The following is a 17704-nucleotide window of genomic DNA, read 5'->3' on the forward strand; positions in this document are numbered from 1 at the left end:
AGGGCCGCTCAGGCGGCCAAGGCGCTCAGGTCGCTCCGGTAGGACTCGATCGTGCCCAGGTCGGGAAGCACTCGGGTCACCGTGCCGGCCCGGTCGACCAGCAGGGCGGTCGCGGCGCCGGGGCGGGCCGGCTGGCTCAGGAACGAACGCAGGCCTCCGGCGGGGTCGGCCAGGGCGCGAGCCTGCCGCTCGATGGTCGGCCTGGCTGGCGCCGTCCGCCCTCCGGTGACGGTGACCACGGAGACGCCGGCGGGCGCGGCCGCCAGGGCGTCGCTGACGCGGTCCGGGCAGGGGCAGCCGTCCAATAAAATGATCATGGCGGGTAGCAGGCCGCGCAGTGGCACGGGTGCGTTGTCCGCGTCGACCAGGTCCAGTGCGGGCAGCGCCCGACCGACGAGGGTCGCGGGTGGCGAGTAGGGGGCCGGAGTCGGCCGGTCGGCGCCGCGGTTGGCGCGGGGCCAGGTGACCGCCAGCAGGCCGGCCAGCGTGGTGAGGACCGCCACCAGCAGGACCACCAGCGGCAGGCCCAGGGACCGGTAACCGCCGGGGAGGCCGCTGGCCCGGCGCAGCTCACGGCGGATCTCCGCGGCCTCGGCGGCCAACGCGGAGGCGTCGTCGGGAACCACCACGCGGCCCCATTCGGGCGGTAGGCCGGGCAGGCCGTCGGCTGGCCCGTGACCCTCTGCGTCCGGCTTGCCCATCGGACCTCCTGGAAGCGTCTCGAGAGCGGAGTGCGGCTCTGTCTCCAGGGTCGCGCACCAGGGGCTCCTCCCGCTACATCTGGGCGCGGTCCTGCTGGCCGGGCTACCATGGGAGGAGCGCATAGCCCTTGATCTCGACGTTCTGTTCACCCGTACCGGGCAGTCATTTCCGCGTTACGGAGCGTGTTCGAACCATCGGTTTGACCGCCTGTCAAGCTGAAGCAAGACCTCTCACAGGGCCCCTGAGCTGCGCCAACGGTCAGGACATCGGTGAGACATCGGTGCCTGAGCGTGTTACCCTAGACACAGCGAAAGGGGTTTCGAACCTATGGTTTTCAGTGTCGGCGAGACCGTTGTTTACCCCCACCACGGGGCCGCACTCATCGAGGCAATCGAGACTCGGGTCATCAAGGGCGAGCCTAAGCAATACCTCGTCCTGAGGGTCGCGCAGGGTGACCTGACGGTCCGGGTGCCGGCCGAGAACGCCGAGATCGTGGGCGTGCGCGAGGTGGTCGGCGAAGAGGGCCTCGGGAAGGTCTTCGACGTTCTGCGGGCTCCGCACACCGAGGAGCCGACCAACTGGTCGCGGCGTTACAAGGCCAATCTGGAAAAGCTGGCTTCCGGCAACCCGCTGAAGGTCGCCGAGGTCGTGCGTGACCTGTGGCGCCGGGAGCGGGAGCGGGGCCTCTCCGCGGGCGAGAAGCGGATGCTCGCCAAGGCCCGCGACATTCTCGTCGGCGAGGTCGCGCTGGCCGAGAAGAGCACCAAGGACGAGGCGGAGACGCTGCTCGACAAGGTCCTCACCGAGGCCTAGTCCGCACAGCATCGTCGTACCCACTTCGTAGTGAAGAAACCACCGAGGACCGCGACGTGACCGCGCAGCTCAATCCGCGCGGTGACGTCGCGGTCCTCGTGCCTGCGGCGGGTGCCGGCGTACGGCTCGGCCCCGGCCGACCCAAGGCGCTGCGCCTGCTCGCCGGTGAACCGCTGTTGGTGCACGCCGTGCGTCGACTGGCCGCCGCTGCGTCGGTGCACACCATCGTGGTGGCCGCTCCGGTCGCCGAGGTGCAGGCCGTCCGCGAGCTGTTGGCCCCGGTCGCCCCGGTGATCGTGGTGCCCGGCGGCGCCGAACGGCAGGCGTCGGTGGCCGCCGCGCTGGCCGCGGTCCCCGCCGGCCCGACGATCGTCCTGGTGCACGATGCCGCCCGGGCGCTCACCCCACCTGATCTGGTCGAATCCGTCGCGGCGGCGGTGCGTGGCGGGCGGGACGCGGTGATCCCGGTCCTGCCGGTGGTCGACACCATCAAGGAAGTCGGTGCCGACGAGGTGGTGCTCGGCACCGTCGACCGTTCCGCCTTGCGCGCGGTGCAGACCCCGCAGGGTTTCCGTCGGGCCGTGCTCAGCGCCGCCCACGCCGCCGCCGGTGACTCCCTCACCGACGACGCCGGGCTTGTCGAGAAGCAGGGCGTCGCGGTGAGCTGCGTGCCCGGCTCGGAGTACGCAGTGAAAATCACCCGACCGTTCGACCTGGCTCTGGCCGAGCATCTGCTTGCCGCTGCCGGTTGACGCGTACCCTCTGATCATGATCGTTCCCCGGGTGGCCATCGGCACCGACGTGCACGCGTTCGAGCCGGGCCGGCCCTGCTGGGTAGCCGGGCTGTTCTGGCCCGATCAGGACGGCCTCGCCGGGCACTCGGACGCCGACGTGGCCGCGCACGCCGCCTGCAACGCGCTGCTCTCCGCCGCCGGTCTGGGTGATCTCGGTTCCGCCTTCGGGGTGGGCCAACCGGAGTGGGCCGGCGCGTCCGGGGTGGCTCTGCTGACCGAGACGGCCCGTCGCGTGCGCGCCGCCGGCCTGGAGATCGGCAACGTGTCCGTGCAGGTCATCGGCAACCGCCCCAAGATTGGCCGGCGCCGCGCGGAGGCGCAGGAGGTCCTCTCCGCCGCGGTCGGCGCCCCGGTCACCGTCTCGGCGGCAACCACCGACGGGCTCGGCTTCGCCGGCCGCGAGGAAGGGTTGGCCGGGGTCGCGGTGGCCCTGGTGTACGACGCGTCGGCCGCCTAAGCTCGCCGCGATGTCCAGCGACCCAGCCCCCGACCAGTCCGCCGCCGACGGCTACGTCCAGCGGGCTCAACTCCTCGCCGAACTCGGCCGCTACGACGAGGCGGCCGGGGAGCTGGCCTACGGGTTGGCCCTCCAGCCGGATGACGTCGACGCGCTCACCATGCTGGCCCGGGTGCACCTGGCCGCCGGCCGCCCGGCCGAGGCGCTCACCGCCGCCGACACGGCCGTGGCCGCCGCACCGGAGGCCCTGCCGCCGCTGGTCGCCAGGGGCATGGCCCTGGCCGACCTGGAGCGCTACAGCGAGTCGGCCGCCACCGCCGATCGGATCCTCACCCTCGGCCCGGCCGACGCGTACGCCCAGCGGAGCGCCGCGGCGATCCTGGCCGGCGCCCGCAACGGTCAGCCGGCGCTGAACGCTGCCTGGCGCGGTGTCGAGTTGGCCCCGCAGGAGCCGCAGGCGCACCTGGTGCTCAGCCTGGTCGCCGCTCGCCTGGACCTGTTCGACCTGGCCGAGCGGGCCTACCGGGAGGCGCTGCGCCTCGACCCGCGGATCGGCGAGGCCGGCCACGACGTGGGTGTCATGCGGCTGGAGCAACGCCGCTGGTCGGAGGCGTTGGAGCACGTCGCCGAGGCGGTGACGGTCAGCCCGAGCCGGATCGACTCGCCACGAACCCTCGCGTACGGGCTGCACCGCCTGGTGCTCTACGGCGCGGGTTGGTCACTGGTGACGGCGGTGCTGGTCGCGTTCGCGGCGCCGGCGAGCGACGGCTTCTCCCGCGTCCTGGCGGTGCTCGCCGCCCTCACCGGCGGGATCGTCGTGTGGCAGCTCGCGGCCCGGCTGCCCGGGCTGACCCGGACCGTCCTGCCCGCCCTGCTGCACTCGGACCGGGCGATGGCGTTGGCCATCTACGCCGTGGCCGCCGCGCCGCTGCTGCTGCTGGTGTACGCCATGGTCGGCTCCCCGTGGCCCCTGGTGCTGGCCATCGCCACCACGGCGGTAGCCGAGTTCGCCGTCTTCACGCGCACCGCCATCCGCTAGACGGAACGCGCCCAGGTCCAGGCGTACCCCTCGTCTTCGCAGGAGTTGGCGGCGTCGCAGAGATCCAGCGGGCGGAAGGTGTCGACCATGACGGCCAGCTCGTCGAAGTAGTCCGCGCCGATGGAACGCTCGGCGGCACCCGGCTGGGGGCCGTGGGTGAAACCGGACGGGTGCAGGGAGATCGAGCCCTGCTCGATGCCGGAGCCGCGCCGCGCCTCGTAGTTGCCCCCGGTGTAGAAGAGCATCTCGTCGGAGTCGACGTTGTGGTGGTTGTACGGCACCGGGATCGACTGCGGGTGGTAGTCGACCTTGCGCGGCACGAACGAGCAGATGACGAAGTTGGGTCCCTGGAAGGTCTGGTGCACCGGCGGGGGCTGGTGGATGCGGCCGGTGATCGGCTCGAAGTCGTGGATGGAGAACGCCCACGGGTAGAGGTGCCCGTCCCAGCCGACGACGTCGAACGGGTGGTGGGCGTAGACGTAGCGGGTCCAGCCGCGCCGGTGCCGGACCAGCACCTCGACCTCCTCACCGTCGACGAGCAGCGGGGCGTCGGGGCCGCGGACGTCCCGCTCGCAGTACGGCGAGTGCTCCAGGAACTGGCCGCGTACGGAGAGGTAGCGCTTGGGCGGGCCGATGTGCCCGGACGCCTCGACGGCGAGCAGCCGGACGGGCTGGTCACCGGTGGGCACCAGCCGGTGGATGGTCGAGGTGGGGATGACGACGTAGTCGCCGGCGACCGCGTCGAGCACCCCGAACGGGGACTCGACCCGCAGGGTGCCCGACTCGACGTAGAGGCAGTGGTCGCCGGTGGCGTCGCGGAACAGCGGTGAGGGCCGGTCGGCGAGGACGTAACCGATCCGTACGTCGTCGTTGGCGAGCAGGTACTGCCGGCCGAGGATGGGGTCGGAGCCGCCGGTGCCCAGTTTGTGGGTGCGCAGGTGGCGGGGCTTGAGCGGCAGGTTCGGCGCCCGGGTGAACGCGGGCGGGGTGAACTCGTCGGCGGCCAGGATCGCGGTGGGCGCGTGCCGGTGGTAGAGCAGGGACGAGTCGGAGGAGAAGCCCTCCTGGCCCATCAGCTCCTCGGCGTAGAGGCTGCCGTCGGGCTGCCGGAACTGGGTGTGGCGCTTGCGCGGCACCTCGCCGACGCTGCGGTAATACGGCATCTCGCCTCCCGATATTTCCCGTTCACCGGCCGAAGGCGTCCGATAATCGGACGCTGTTGTCCGTTCCTCGTAGCGTCCCGTACATTCTTGTTCCGTGTCAACGCAGGTGCCCGCACTCCTGGACGGCCTGGTGGACGACGCCGCCGTCTTCCCACCGGGCAGCGCCGCGCTGCACGACGCCCTGGCCGCCCACCGTCAACACCGTGCGGCCTGGTACGCCGACCTGGTCGGCCCACTGCTGATCCCCGCCTCGGCCGTGGCCGCCGGTGAGCTGAGCGGTCTCGTCGACCCGGGCGAGGGCCTGGTGGTCGGCGTGATCGGTGACACCGGGATCGGAAATCTGCCGTTCGCGCTGTCGTTCCTCGCCCCCGACGGCGTCACCGCGCGTCAGGTCGAGGTGGCGGTCGCCAAGCGCGGCGAGGACCCGCTGCCCGGCATCGCCGAGTTGCTGCGGCTGACCGACGCACTACCGGGCGTGGAAGCCGTCTACGCCGAGCTGCCCCTGACCTTCGGGCTGATGGGCGCACTGGACGCGCTCGTCGCCGCGCGGGCCGACGGGACGCCGATCGCGGCCAAGTTCCGCACCGGCGGCCTGGCCGCCGAACTCTTCCCCACCCCGACCGAGCTGGCCGCGGTGATCTGCGCCTGCCGGGACCGGGGCCTGCCGTTCAAGCTCACCGCCGGGCTGCACCAGGCGATCCGACACCTGGACCCGGAGACCGGGTTCACCCACCACGGCTACGCGAACGTGCTGGCCGCGACCCTGGCCGCCGCCGACGGTGACGGTGTGCGCTCGGTCGCCGAGCTGCTGACCGTGGTCGACCCGCGCCCCCTGGTGGAGCGCGCGACGGCACGGCTGGACGGGCCTCGCCCCCTGTGGGTGGGCTTCGGCTCGTGCAGCATCCTGGAACCACTGACCGATCTGATCCGGCTTGGGCTGGTGAACGGGGGCTACGACGCATGACCTGGGTGACCGGCGCCGACGGTTCGCCGTACGGGGTGACGAACCTTCCGTACGGGGTGTTCCGGCAGAACGGGGGTCCGGCGCGGATCGGCGTACGGATCGGGTCCTGGGTCTTCGACCTCGCAGCGGCCGAGGCCGCCGAGCTGGTGCTGGCCGCCGGCACGCTGTGCCGGCCCGTGCTCAACGACTTCATGGCCCTGGGGCGTCCGCAGTGGACGGCCGTACGGCAGCGGCTCACCGAGCTGCTGACCGACCCGACGCACCGGGACGCGGTGGAGCCGCTGCTTGTCCCCCTCGACGACGTGGAGTTGCTGCTCCCCATCGAGGTGGCCGACTACGTCGACTTCTACTCCTCGGAACACCACGCGTCGAACGTCGGGCAGATCTTCCGCCCCGGCCAGCCGCCGCTGCTACCCAACTGGAAGCACCTGCCGATCGGCTACCACGGGCGGGCCGGCACGGTGGTCGTCTCCGGCACGCCGGTGACCCGGCCGACCGGGCAGCGGGCCTCCGCCGAGGGCCCGGTGACCGGCCCATCGGTACGCCTCGACATCGAGGCTGAGGTGGGCTTCGTGGTGGGCGTACCCAGCGCGTTGGGTGATCGGGTTTCGGCGGACGACTTCGCCGAGCACGTCTTCGGGGTGGTGCTGGTCAACGACTGGTCGGCTCGGGACATCCAGGCCTGGGAGTACCAGCCGCTCGGCCCGTTCCTCGGCAAGTCGTTCGCCACCTCGGTCTCGGCCTGGGTGACGCCGCTGGACGCCCTCGCCGACGCCTTCGTGCCAGCCCCCGACCAGGACCCGCCGGTGGTGGACTACCTGCGGGACGTGCCGCACCTGGGCCTGGACCTGCGCCTGGCGGTCGAGTGGAACGGCGACCAGGTCAGCGAGCCGCCGTTCGCCACCATGTACTGGACCCCCGCCCAGCAGTTGGCGCACCTCACCGTCAACGGCGCTTCGCTGCGCACCGGTGACCTGTACGCCTCCGGGACCGTCTCCGGCCCGGACCGAGGACAGGTCGGCTCCTTCCTGGAACTGACCTGGGGCGGGGCCGAGCCGGTCAAGGTCGGCGGCGAGAGCCGTACCTTCCTCGACGACGGCGACACGGTGACCATCACGGCCACCGCCCCCGGCCCGGACGGCACCACCATCGCCCTCGGTGAGGTATCCGGCACGGTTCGTCCGGCCCGCTGAGCGGGCACCCGCCATCCGTCTCGTGCACGGGACCCGTGATCGCACCGGCTGTGCGATCACCGGCCCTGGTTGATCCGTTGATCGTCCGGATTCCGTTGCTACACCGCGCAATCCGAGCCGGGCTCTGCCCGGCCGTCAGCGGTGGGGCAATCCCGACGCACACGGAGGTAACGACGATGCACGATCTTGCGGGCGCGGTCTGGCGTACCAGCAGCCGCTCAAACGACCAGGGGCTCTGCGTGGAAGTGGCGGACAACCTGGTCGATGTCCATGGTCTGGTCGGAGTCCGCGACTCCAAGGACCAGGCCGGTCCCACACTCGCGGTCAGCCCGCCGGGGTGGACAGCGTTCATCGGGGCGATTCGGGCCGGTCGCTTCGAGCGCTGACCGGCGCTTCGGCGCCGGTCGACGACGACCGGTGCCGAAGCGACCGCCCAATCGGACAGCGTGGCCTCCGGGTGGTGGAAATTCCGCTCCGGGGGCCCCGTCCGGCCCTCACTCCGCGTACCGTCGGGGACACGGGAGGGTGGCATGTCGACGGTGGCGATTACCGGGATCATCGAGGCGCACGCTGTCGACGTCTGGCGTCTGCTGACCGACCTGCCCGGCCGCGCGGCCCGGTTGACCGCAGCCGGCCCGATCGAGGTGCTCACCCCGGGTTCGTTCGGTCCGGGCACCTCCTGGCGCGAGGAGCGGGTCCAGCCGGGCGGCGGCACGCTGACCGAGGAGTTCCTGGTGGTCGAGGCGCTCGCACCGCAGCGACTGGTGCTCTGCTCCTCCGGCACCGGCGCGGACTACCGGATCACCTGGAGCCTGCGGCCGGTCCGCCGCCGCCGTCGGGCTTGCACGGCGATCACAGTGACTCACGAGGCGGTGCCGACCGCTTCGTACGGTCGGGTGGTGGCGCTGCTGCTCGGCGGGTTGGCCGCGCGGGCGGTCGAGGCGGCGCTCTGGCGTGATCTCGCCGACCTCGCCGTCGCGGCCGGTGCCACCGGCTCCGTCGAAGCCGCCTGACCGACAGGCGGTCAGCCCTCGCCGTGACCTGAACGGGGTCCGGCCCTCTCCGCTGGGTAGGGTGCCGGGCGGAGGTGCGGCATGAGGTTCCCGAGAGGCCGGCGACGGCTCGCGATCGCGGTCGCGGCGCTGCTCGCGACGGCGGCCGTCGTGGTCATCGTCCACCGGGTCCTCGCACCGGCAGAGGTGAGCACTGTGGCGCGGGCCGACTATCCGGCCCCGGCCCGACCGGCTGCCGGAGTGATCGGTCGGTTGCCGGTCGCCCCGTTGATCGTCGACGGGAGACTGCGGGTGTACGCCGCACACCGCCAGGTCTACGCCGACCGGCCGGTCGACGGTCGGTACCGGACCAGCCCGTTCTGGTCGTACCGGCGGTGGCCGGCGGAGCTGACCGGGGTGGTGGCGAGCGGCAGCACGGTGGTCAGCCGCTGGTCCGACGGGCAGCTCGTCGCGCTCGACGCCCGGACCGGCGGGGTGCTCTGGCGAGCCGACGGCCCGGAGCCCGTCGAGAGCACGGCACCGGTGCGTCGTACCTGGGCGGCGACCGTCTGGGATGCGCCCGGGCTGCGGCTGACCGAGCTTCCCGACGGGCGGACCGTGCTGGTGGTGACCGGGGACGCCCAGGCGCGCGGGGTCGAGCTGAGCGGCGGTCGGGAGCTGTGGCGGGTCGAGCTGCCCGGCAGGTGCCGTAGCGATGTCGGCACCACAGCGGCCGGGCAGCTGATCGGCCTGGACACCTGCGCCGGATCGGCCACCGTCGAGTTCCGGGACGCGGCGACGGGCGAGGTACGTGAGCGTTGGCGACCGCCGGGTGGTCCGGAGGGGTTTGTGGTGACGCCGCTCGGCTGTCGTACCGGGCGGTCGGACTGTCTGGGGTTGCGGACCGCCGGGCCGGGTGACGAGGGCGGTCGGGGTTGGTTGTTGGCCGCCGGTCCGCCGGTCGCCGCCCCCGCGCTGGACCCGGCCGGCGCCGCGTTGGTCGGTGAGCAGTCCGTCGCCGTGCTCGACGGGGTCGTGGTGGGCCGATCGGCGCGTACGGGTACCGAGCTGTGGCGTGCCCCGGGCCTGGGCACGGCCCGGGTGCTGGCCGGGCAGCCTGGCCGGGTGCACCTGCTGACCGAGGCGAACGATCTGGTGACGCTGGATCCGGTGACCGGTAGACAGTTGTCCCGCTTCGTGCTCAATGTCGGCTCGGACGGGACCGGCTGGGCACCCGGGGCGGTGACGGCCGAGGACGGGTTCGTCGCGGTCGAGCGGCTTCGCAAGCCGGTCGACCCCACCGGCGACGATCGGCGCTACTACTACACCGGCGAGACGGTGATCCTGGCCGCCACCTGATCGTGGCGTCTTCGGCCCTGGAACACCGAACCATTCCATTCCCTTTGTCGTGAAAGGGTACGTTTTTCACGGTTCAGGTTCCCGGTGGAAGGGGTCGGCGCATGGTCAGGACGGCAGCCCACTACCTCGTGGGCGGCGCGCTCGCCGCCACCGCGAGCTTGGCGTTGGCGGTGTCGCCGGTGCTGGCCGCCGATCCCGCCTCCGCGCGGGGGTTCGGTGCGGTCCGGGCCGAGCCGTCGGCGGACACCGGCGTCACCTTCGAGATCCTGCCGGCGTCGCCGACCCCGCCCCCGACTCAGCCGCCACCCACGTCCACACCGACGGCACCGCCCCAGCCCACACCGAGCCACGGCGGCGAGTTGCCGGTCACCGGGTCGGGCGGGGCGGCGCTGCTCCTCGCCGTGCTGGGCGCAACCCTGATCGCTGCCGGGTGGTTCGCCGCCCGCCGTAGCCGGCCGAGCTGACGGGCCCGGCCGGAGCAGACCGAGCTGACGGACGGGCCCGGTCGGAGCCGGCCAACGGGCTGTCCCGCGCGATCAACGGCCCGCCGGCGTGCGCTCCCTCGGGCGCCCGGCGGGAGGCCGACCGGACCGGCGGGCCAGCGTGGCGAGGCCGACGACCAGTAGCAGGCCCACGACGGCCGCCGCCACGGTCCACCGGGAGAAGATCCGGGAGACGGCACTGCCCCGTTTCCCGACCTGACCAGCGTCGGGGAACGTGACCTGCGCGGTGATGCTCCGCTTCACCAGGCCGCTCTCCAGGTTCACCTCCGCCTTCCAGGGGCCGTTCGGCAACGCGGTCGGGAGTCGGGCGACGACCTGCCCGGAGGCGCCCGGCGCGAGCGTGACGCCCTGCCCTACCGGGAACGGGCCGGCCCGACTGCCGGCCGGGCCATCGCTCAGGATCACCGCGCCGGTCAGGTCGATGGCACGGCCTCCGGTGTTGGTGACCTGGACGGTCATCGACGGTTCGCCCTCGGGGCCGCGGGCCGGGCGTACCTCGCCGATCGCGAAGTCGGAGGCGGGTTCGCCACCGGGCCCGATGTCGAGGTACATCCGGACTCCGACCCGGTGGACCTGCATGACCTCGCCGCCGGCCCGGGGAGTTGAGGCGGCGGATGCCCAGACCACCCCGTACCGCTCGCCCCGGGAGGCGGTCGACGGCACGGTGATGGTCGCTCGGACCCGGGTCTCGGCCCACGGTCCCAGCTCCACCCAGCGCTCGTCGAGGGTGACCCAGGAGGTCAGCTCGTTCTCGGCGTGGCCCTCGCCGAAGCGGAACGCCGCATCCTCCAGGGTCGCGGCCGCCGGATACACGTCGACCCGACGGGTCTGGTCGGTGCGGTTGACGATCAGCAGCTGCCGCTTGATGGTGGTGCCCGGCGGTAGGTGGTCGACGATGTAGCGCAGCGCCCGTGGGTCGGTGCGGCGCTCGGTCGGGGCTTCGAGCAACCGGATCCCGATGGTGCCGTCGTCCGATCCCGCTTCCGGTTCGACCGCGCCGGCCCGGGTCGACAGACCCGGACCGGCGAGGCAGAACAGGGCGAGGGCGACCGCGATGGTCGACCGCCCCCGGCGGCTACGCCACCGAATGTGTCACCGTGCCGGTGTAGACGCCCGCGATGCTGTCCAGCGGGACGTTGACTTCCAGGGTGGGGTTCCAGCTGGCGGTGTTGCCGCCGGTGCCGCCGCTGTGGGTGAACGCGGTGAGCGGGGTGACGCTGTCCAGCGCTGCGGCGTCGCCAGCGGTGGCCTGCCCCGGCGTGAAGGTGCCGTTACCGGTGGTCGCCGTCGCCGGACCGGACCAGTATTCGATCTCGGACGGCAGTACCGTCTCGGGCGGTGAGCCACCGCCGGTCTGGAAGACGCTCGCGGTCACCGAGGCGACCCAGGAGGCGTCGGCGGCGCCCCGGGAGTCGGTGACCGTCACCACGCCGAGCTGGCCGGTGATGGTGCCACCGGGGGCGCCGTCACCGAGGTCGGCGGTGGCCGGCGCGACGATGTCGAGGGTGCCGGCGAGCACCTCGAACGTGGTGTCGGTGGTATCGGTGGGCGCGGCGGCGGCCGGCGAGGCGAGGAAGCCGACCATCGCCGCGGCGGCCGCCCCGGCCAGACAGATCTTGGCAGTGCGCACTGTTGTTACCCCGTTTTCTCGAAGTGAGCCGGAGTGGGTCTTCGGCACAACCGGCTACTTCGGAAGATAAGGCAGAAACTACGCAAAGTTGGACAAACAGGGCTTAGTTCATGATTGAAGTTGAGGCCGCCTGGTCCGGCCGCGATGGCCGAAGCGGGTATTGGCGGGCGGAGCAGCTGAGCGCTGTCCCGCCCGCCCCGTCGTTCGTTGTCTGCCTGCGGGCCGGCGCGGTAACCGCCGCGACGGCGAGCTGTCGCTCAGGCCAGGGCGGCCTCGGCCGCCGCCAGAAACGCGTCGTTCTCCGCCGGGGTGCCGATGGTGACCCGGACCCCGTCACCGGCGAACGGCCGCACGATCACCCCGCGTGCCTCGCACGCCTTGCCGAACGCCACGGCCCGCTCGCCCAACGGCAGCCAGACGAAGTTGGCCTGGCTCGTCGGCACCTCGGGCACGAACTTGCGCAGCGCCTCGGTGACCCGGTCCCGCTCGGCGACGACCAGGGCGCAGCGACGCTCCATCTCCGCCACCTGGGTCAGCGCGGCGAGCGCCCCGGCCTGGGCTGCCGTGCTGCTGGAGAACGGGGTCGCCACCTTGCGGATGGCTGCCGCCACCACCGGCTGGGCAACCAGCCAGCCCATCCGCAGCCCGGCGAGCCCCCACGCCTTCGACAGCGTGCGCAACACCGCCACGTTCGGCCGGTCCAGGTAGTCGAGACCGTCCGGCACCTCCGCGTCGGTGACGAACTCCCGGTACGCCTCGTCGATGACCACCAGCACGTCGTCCGGCACCGCGTCGAGGAACCGGTCCAGCTCGGCCCGGCGCAGCGCCGTACCCGTGGGGTTGTTCGGGTTGCAGACGAAAATCACCCGGGTCCGGTCGGTCACCGCCGCGGCCATCGCCGCCAGGTCGTGCCCGTGCCCGGCGTCGTTGGGCACCCGCACGCTGGTCGCGCCGCTGGTCGCCACGATGATGGGGTACGCCTCGAAGGACCGCCACGAGTAGAGCACCTCGTCGCCGGGCAGGCAGGTGGCACGCACCAGGTGTTCGGCCAGCGCCACCGAACCGCAGCCGGTGGCGATCCGATCGGCGTCCACCCCGTACCGCTGGGCCAGCGCGTCCCGCAGCGCGACCACACCCATGTCCGGGTAGCGGTGCGAGGTGGTGATCGCCTCGGTGACCGCCTCCACCACGCCGGGCAGCGGCCCGTACGGCACCTCGTTGCTGGCCAGCTTGATGGCCTCCGGCAGGCCCAGCTCCCGGGCCAGGTCGGCGGGGCTGCGCCCCGGCACGTAGCTGGGCAGCGCGTCCAGGTCGACGCGGGTCAGCCGCAGCGCCGGCTGGTGACGTCCGGAGTCGGTCATGGGGTGTCTCCCGGGGGCTGGTTACGGTCGTTCGAGGGGGCGGTGACGGTGTGTTGGGGGACTTCGACGACCACCGTCTGCGCGCGCTTGTCGTGCAGCGCCTGGCGCAGGGGGTGGTCGAAGAGGGGCGAGAGAGCGTCGACCAGTTGCAGCACCAGGCCGAGGCCGGCGCAGTACCAGAGCAGAGTCGGCAGGCCCAGCGTGCTCCACCGGCTCAGCGCCCGGCGGACGCCCAGCGGCTGGTCGGCGGCCATCGGCACCGCCCGGATCCGCATCACCCGCTTGCCGACGGTCTGCCCGCCGGAGGCCATTGTCGGCACCTCGTACGCCAGCCAGAGCGCGGTGGCGATCAGCAGGATCGCCACCAGCAGGGAATTGGCCTGCTCACTGGGGAGCGGCAGGCCGTCGGCGGAGGTGTCGCCCCGCGACGCGCGCCGGAAGACCTCCTGCCAGTACGGCGCCCACTCCTGAGCCCAGCGCCAGACGAACCAGCCGTTGACAACCACGTTCAGTGCGAAGACGAGGCCGAAGTCGATCAGCCGGGCGACCAACCTGCGGCCGTAGCCGGCCAGCCTGAGGCCGTGCGGTCGCGGCTCGGGCGGTCGTCCGGGCCACCCGGGGTGACCAGCCGGAGGCGCCCAGCCGGGAGGGGCACCCGGCGGGGTCCAGCCCGGCGGACCGCCCTGCGGGCCCCAGCCGGGAGGGCCAGCCTGCGGTCCCCAGCCCGGGCCCTGCCCCGGTTGCGGGCCGTACCCCGGGGGTGGGCCCTGCTGGGGCGACCAGCCCGGCGCGCCGGTCGTCGAGTCGGGGGTCGTCGACGCCGCGGGCGCGGCCGGGGTGACCGGCGCGGGAGGTGGCTCGGCCGGCGGAGGACCGTCCGGCGGTGTCGCGTCGACGGGAATGGGCGCACCGAGCCAACCCTCGCCGTCCCAGTAACGCCGGGTCTCGGTGTCGGCGGGGTCGACGTACCAACCAGGTTGAACGCTCACGCCGTCGCTCCGCTTCGCTTCGCGACGGCGCGAGGCGCCACGCTACTGACCCTGCTGGTTCGCTCGCTGCGCTCGCTCACGCCGCCACCAGTCCGCTTCGCTCGCTCACGGGGACACCTTAACGACGACTGCTCGTGCGAACTCGGCATGGCGGTACTGCGGGGCGTACCCCTGGGGGTCTGGTCCGGGCTGCGGCGCGAAACCGCCGGCGGTGGGTCGGGGCCCACCGGCTGGCGGCGTCGGGTACGACGGAGGTTGCGTCACGCTCGCAAGTGTTACAGGTTGCCGCGGGCTTCCTGCTCCCGCTCGATCGCCTGGAAGAGCGCCTTGAAGTTGCCCTTGCCGAAGCCCAGCGAGCCGTGCCGCTCGATCAGCTCGAAGAAGACCGTGGGACGGTCCTGCACCGGCTTGGTGAAGATCTGGAGCAGGTAGCCGTCCTCGTCCCGGTCGACCAGGATCTTGCGGGCCTTCAGCTCCTCGATCGGCACCCGCACGTTGCCGATGCGCTCGCGCAGCTCCGGGTCGTCGTAGTACGAGTCGGGGGTGTCCAGGAACTCCAGGCCGGCCGCGCGCATCGCGTCGACGCTGGCCAGGATGTCGTTGGTGGCGACGGCGATGTGCTGCGCGCCCGGGCCCTGGTAGAACTCCAGGTACTCGTCGATCTGGGACTTCTTGCGGGCGATCGCCGGCTCGTTGAGCGGGAACTTCACCTTGCGGGTGCCGTTCGCCACGACCTTGCTCATCAGCGCCGAGTAGTCGGTGGCGATGTCGTCGCCGACGAACTCCGCCATGTTGGAGAAGCCCATCACCCGCTTGTAGAACTCGACCCACTCGTCCATCCGGCCCAGCTCCACGTTGCCGACCACGTGGTCGACGGCCTGGAAGAAGCGCTTCGGCTGGATGCCGGCGTCGATCATCGGCTGCCGGTCCACGATCGGGCCCCGAGCCACGAAGCCGGGCAGGAACGGGCCGGTGTAGCGGGACCGGTCGACCAGCGTGTGCCGGGTGTCGCCGTACGCGGCGATGGCGGCCATCCGGACGGTGCCGTGCTCGTCGGTCACCTCGTGCGGCTCGACGACGCTGGCGGCGCCCTGCGCGACGGCGTGCGCGTAAGCGGCGTCCACGTCCGGGACCTCCAGCGCGATGTCGCTGATCCCGTCGCTGTGCCGGGCCACGTGCTCGGCGCCCTCGGCGTCCGGGCGCACCGCGCCGGTCAGCACGAACCGGGCCGAGCCGCTGGTCAGCACGTACTGGGCGTGGTCCCGGTAGCCCTGCTCGGGGCCGCGGTACGCCACGCAGGTCATGCCGAAGGCGGTGGAGTAGTAGTGGGCGGCCTGCTTGGCGTTACCGACCAGGAAGTGCACGTGGTCGAGGCCGCGGACCGGGAACGGGTCGTGGCTGATGTCGTGGTCGACAGCGCCGACGAGCCGGTCGACGTCGACATCCTCGGTCGACTGGGGTCGGTCGATCGCCTGGGTCATGGTGGGCTCCCTCGCGTACCGGCCGGCCTTGTGGGCCGCCGTGGTCGGTTCTTGTGGCGAGGATCGCTGCCCCGGTGCCGAGTGGGCAACTGTTGGCAGAAATGCTGGTCAGGTTGCGCATTCGGTATGGTCTTCACCCATGAACGCTGAGCAGAATGTACAGCTCGACGCGCTCGACGTGCGCTTGATCGAACTGCTCGCCGAGGAGCCGCGGATCGGGGTGCTGGAGTGCTCCCGGCGGCTCGGGGTGGCCCGGGGCACCGTGCAGGCGAGGCTGGACAAGCTCGTCGAGCGGCGGGTCATCATGGGCTTCGGCCCCGAGATCGCGCCGGCCGCGATCGGGTTCGGGGTGACCAGCTTCGTCACCCTGGAGATCAGTCAGCGGCACGGCCACGACCCGGTCACCGCTCACCTCGCCGCCATCCCCGAGGTGCTGGAGGCGCACACCATCACCGGCTCCAGCGACCTGCTCTGCCGGATCGTGGCCCGTTCCAACACCGACCTGCAACGGGTCATCGACCAGATCGTCTCGTCCGCCGGCATCACCCGCGCCTCGACGATCATCGCGCTGGCCGAACAGATTCCCTACCGCACACTGCCGCTGGTGCGCAGTGCTGTTCGGGCCGAGGGAAGGGCGCTGTAACACCTGCGAGCGCAGAAAGCGCGGCGACACGGCGGCGCGGGCGTACGGAAGATCCGTGATCGTGGCTACGGTGTGCGGGTGGCGAAGGGGAGCGTGCGCGGTGGGCTGCTGCTCGGCCTCGCCGTGGTCGTCGCGCTCGCCGCCACCGGCGTGTGGAACCCGTTCCCCGGCCTGTGGGACTGGGTGGACCGCAGCGAACCCATCTCCGAGCCCGACGTGGTCTGGCAGCAACGGGTCGGCGGCACTCCGCGCAGCGTGACCATCGCCGGCGACGCCGTCGTGGTCGAGCAGCGCACCCGGGTCGAGGCTCGCAGCCTGGCCACCGGCGCCCAGCTCTGGGAGCGCAAGGCGGACTGGGCGGCGGTCGCCGGTGGCGACCGGGACCCGGTCGTGGCGGTGGGCAAGCTCCTGGTCAAGGGGTACGAGCTGCTCGACCCGACGACCGGGGTGACCCGGCGGCGTGACGATGACGCGGTGGCCGTCTGGACGTACCGCAACCTGCTCCTCGACGCCAGGTGCACGGACGCCACCGACTGCACCCTGAGCGCCTGGGACCCGCGTGGCACCGCGCCGCTCTGGACGGCCTTCCTGCCCGGGGTGCACAGCGGCCTGCTCGCCGACAACCCGGGTCTGCGCGGTACCCGCCGGCTCACCGCCACCCGGATCGACGACGGCGTGGCCGGGGCGGAGGCCGCGCCACCGCTGCTCGGCTTCCCGGTCGACGGTCGGGTCCACGTGGTCGACACCGCCACCGGCCGGGTGCTGCAGAACGTCGAGCCCGGCCGGGAGGAGCGACTCTCCGTGGTGGGCGGCCGGCTGCTGCGGATCGCCGCCCGCTCCCAGGACGGCACCTGTTACTTCGCCATCTCCGCGCGGGACTCGGCGACCGGACAGGAGGCCTGGCAGCGGGCCGGCATCAACCTGCGCACCGCCGACTCCGCCGGCTGTGTGCAACGCGAGGACCCGCAGGGTGCACGGAACGTGCTGATCGGCGTCGCCCCGGACGGCCGCGAGGCGGTCATCGACGGGTACGACGGCCGGCTGCTCTGGGTCGGTGAGCCGGGCACCAAGCTGATCGCTGTGGATGACCGCTCGGCGGTGTTCCGGGCCGCCGACAAGCGCTCGGTCATCGCCCGTGAGCTGGGCACCGAGAAGGTGCTCTGGACGCGACAGGCCAGCGGCAAGGCCGGGGCCGCGCTCACCCCGTACGCGGCGGTGGTGGCCGACGAGAAGCCGTCCCGGCTGGCGGCACTGGACCCGCGCACCGGCCGTGAGCTGGCCGTCCTGCGTACCTCGGCGAACGCCCTCGCCATCGGGTCGCAGGGCATGATCATCGGCGAGGGGCGGGAGATCGGGTACGTCCGCTTCGGCGCGTCCGGAAACTCGCCCACCCGACCGCCAGGCGACGGTGGGAATCCCGGGCCGGGCGGCCCCGGCCCCGGTGGGCCGAACAACGGCGACTGCGGGCCGAAGGGGGAACTCTGCCCCGATCCGGGCGGCGGCAAGGACGGCTGAGCGGGCCGTTCGCCCGATGATTCACCAGGCGTGCCGGGCCCGGCACGCCTGGTGGATGAGAGCGGCGTCCCAGGACCCGCCCGGCGGGTGGGAGTGATCGACCGGT

The 17704-nt window shown here is 72.5% G+C and carries 19 protein-coding genes; 12 read left to right on the forward strand and 7 right to left on the reverse strand.

Annotated features, from left to right (window positions below; genetic code table 11):
- Positions 1-8 precede the first annotated feature (8 nt).
- Positions 9-701: a hypothetical protein gene (locus ABTW72_RS11010; protein WP_350857181.1), complete on the reverse strand. Its 693-nt coding sequence runs from the start codon at positions 699-701 to the stop codon at positions 9-11.
- A gap of 328 nt (positions 702-1029) precedes the next feature.
- On the opposite strand from ABTW72_RS11010, the gene ABTW72_RS11015 reads away from it, so the two are divergent.
- The 4 genes from ABTW72_RS11015 to ABTW72_RS11030 are packed head-to-tail and all read left to right on the forward strand — an operon-like array spanning position 1030 to position 3805.
- Positions 1030-1515: a CarD family transcriptional regulator gene (locus tag ABTW72_RS11015; protein ID WP_007073334.1), complete on the forward strand. Its 486-nt coding sequence runs from the start codon at positions 1030-1032 to the stop codon at positions 1513-1515.
- A 56-nt stretch (positions 1516-1571) separates the two neighbouring features.
- A complete protein-coding gene (gene ispD / locus ABTW72_RS11020) occupies positions 1572-2267 on the forward strand; it encodes a 2-C-methyl-D-erythritol 4-phosphate cytidylyltransferase (RefSeq protein WP_350857184.1) in 696 nt (231 codons plus the stop codon).
- Positions 2268-2280: 13 nt separating this feature from the next.
- Complete coding sequence (gene ispF, locus ABTW72_RS11025; RefSeq protein ID WP_124854979.1) at positions 2281-2766, forward strand: 2-C-methyl-D-erythritol 2,4-cyclodiphosphate synthase; 486 nt, start codon at positions 2281-2283, stop codon at positions 2764-2766.
- 10 nt (positions 2767-2776) lie between these two features.
- The gene (locus ABTW72_RS11030; RefSeq protein WP_350857186.1) at positions 2777-3805 is read left to right on the forward strand and encodes a tetratricopeptide repeat protein; all 1029 of its coding nucleotides are present in this window, start codon (positions 2777-2779) and stop codon (positions 3803-3805) included.
- On the opposite strand, the gene ABTW72_RS11035 is transcribed toward ABTW72_RS11030, so the two are convergent.
- Positions 3802-4968: a homogentisate 1,2-dioxygenase gene (locus tag ABTW72_RS11035; protein ID WP_350857189.1), complete on the reverse strand. Its 1167-nt coding sequence runs from the start codon at positions 4966-4968 to the stop codon at positions 3802-3804. The two genes, ABTW72_RS11030 and ABTW72_RS11035, sit on opposite strands and share 4 nt — an antisense overlap.
- A gap of 94 nt (positions 4969-5062) precedes the next feature.
- Here ABTW72_RS11035 and ABTW72_RS11040 point away from each other — a divergent pair, with 94 nt between their 5' ends.
- The 6 genes from ABTW72_RS11040 (at position 5063) to ABTW72_RS11065 (ending at position 9940) form a co-directional block, all read left to right on the forward strand.
- Positions 5063-5932, forward strand: coding sequence for a hypothetical protein (locus ABTW72_RS11040; protein WP_350857192.1), 870 nt, complete (start codon positions 5063-5065; stop codon positions 5930-5932).
- Positions 5929-7125, forward strand: a complete 1197-nt coding sequence (gene fahA / locus ABTW72_RS11045) for a fumarylacetoacetase (RefSeq protein WP_350857195.1) — start codon at positions 5929-5931, stop codon at positions 7123-7125. Before ABTW72_RS11040 ends, fahA begins: the two co-directional genes overlap by 4 nt.
- 176 nt (positions 7126-7301) lie before the next feature.
- Complete coding sequence (locus ABTW72_RS11050) at positions 7302-7511, forward strand: DUF397 domain-containing protein (RefSeq protein WP_030327888.1); 210 nt, start codon at positions 7302-7304, stop codon at positions 7509-7511.
- A 144-nt stretch (positions 7512-7655) separates the two neighbouring features.
- Complete coding sequence (locus ABTW72_RS11055) at positions 7656-8138, forward strand: SRPBCC family protein (protein WP_350857198.1); 483 nt, start codon at positions 7656-7658, stop codon at positions 8136-8138.
- Positions 8139-8219: 81 nt separating this feature from the next.
- Positions 8220-9476: an outer membrane protein assembly factor BamB family protein gene (locus ABTW72_RS11060; protein WP_350857201.1), complete on the forward strand. Its 1257-nt coding sequence runs from the start codon at positions 8220-8222 to the stop codon at positions 9474-9476.
- Positions 9477-9577: 101 nt separating this feature from the next.
- Positions 9578-9940: an LPXTG cell wall anchor domain-containing protein gene (locus ABTW72_RS11065; RefSeq protein WP_350857203.1), complete on the forward strand. Its 363-nt coding sequence runs from the start codon at positions 9578-9580 to the stop codon at positions 9938-9940.
- 72 nt (positions 9941-10012) lie between these two features.
- On the opposite strand, the gene ABTW72_RS11070 is transcribed toward ABTW72_RS11065, so the two are convergent.
- The 5 genes from ABTW72_RS11070 to hppD form a co-directional block, all read right to left on the reverse strand.
- Positions 10013-10927 carry a hypothetical protein gene (locus tag ABTW72_RS11070; RefSeq protein ID WP_350857205.1) on the reverse strand — a complete coding sequence of 305 codons (915 nt, stop codon included), beginning with the start codon at positions 10925-10927 and terminating at the stop codon, positions 10013-10015.
- Positions 10928-11054: 127 nt separating this feature from the next.
- On the reverse strand, positions 11055-11609 hold the full coding sequence (locus ABTW72_RS11075) for a hypothetical protein (protein ID WP_350857208.1): 555 nt from the start codon (positions 11607-11609) through the stop codon (positions 11055-11057).
- 257 nt (positions 11610-11866) lie between these two features.
- Positions 11867-12970: a histidinol-phosphate transaminase gene (gene hisC, locus ABTW72_RS11080; protein WP_350857211.1), complete on the reverse strand. Its 1104-nt coding sequence runs from the start codon at positions 12968-12970 to the stop codon at positions 11867-11869.
- Positions 12967-13959, reverse strand: coding sequence for an RDD family protein (locus ABTW72_RS11085; protein ID WP_350857214.1), 993 nt, complete (start codon positions 13957-13959; stop codon positions 12967-12969). The genes hisC and ABTW72_RS11085 overlap by 4 nt, the downstream gene beginning before the upstream one ends.
- Positions 13960-14234: 275 nt before the next feature.
- On the reverse strand, positions 14235-15440 hold the full coding sequence (gene hppD, locus ABTW72_RS11090) for a 4-hydroxyphenylpyruvate dioxygenase (protein ID WP_350857217.1): 1206 nt from the start codon (positions 15438-15440) through the stop codon (positions 14235-14237).
- Between the two features lie 139 nt (positions 15441-15579).
- Here hppD and ABTW72_RS11095 point away from each other — a divergent pair, with 139 nt between their 5' ends.
- Both ABTW72_RS11095 and ABTW72_RS11100 read left to right on the forward strand, forming a co-directional pair.
- Positions 15580-16083 (forward strand): Lrp/AsnC family transcriptional regulator, encoded by a 504-nt coding sequence (locus ABTW72_RS11095; RefSeq protein WP_350857220.1) that lies wholly within the window; start codon positions 15580-15582, stop codon positions 16081-16083.
- A gap of 72 nt (positions 16084-16155) precedes the next feature.
- The gene (locus tag ABTW72_RS11100; protein ID WP_502892184.1) at positions 16156-17598 is read left to right on the forward strand and encodes an outer membrane protein assembly factor BamB family protein; all 1443 of its coding nucleotides are present in this window, start codon (positions 16156-16158) and stop codon (positions 17596-17598) included.
- Positions 17599-17704 lie beyond the last annotated feature (106 nt).

The sequence above is a fragment of the Micromonospora sp. NPDC127501 genome (genome assembly GCF_040302185.1).
Taxonomy (GTDB): domain Bacteria; phylum Actinomycetota; class Actinomycetes; order Mycobacteriales; family Micromonosporaceae; genus Micromonospora.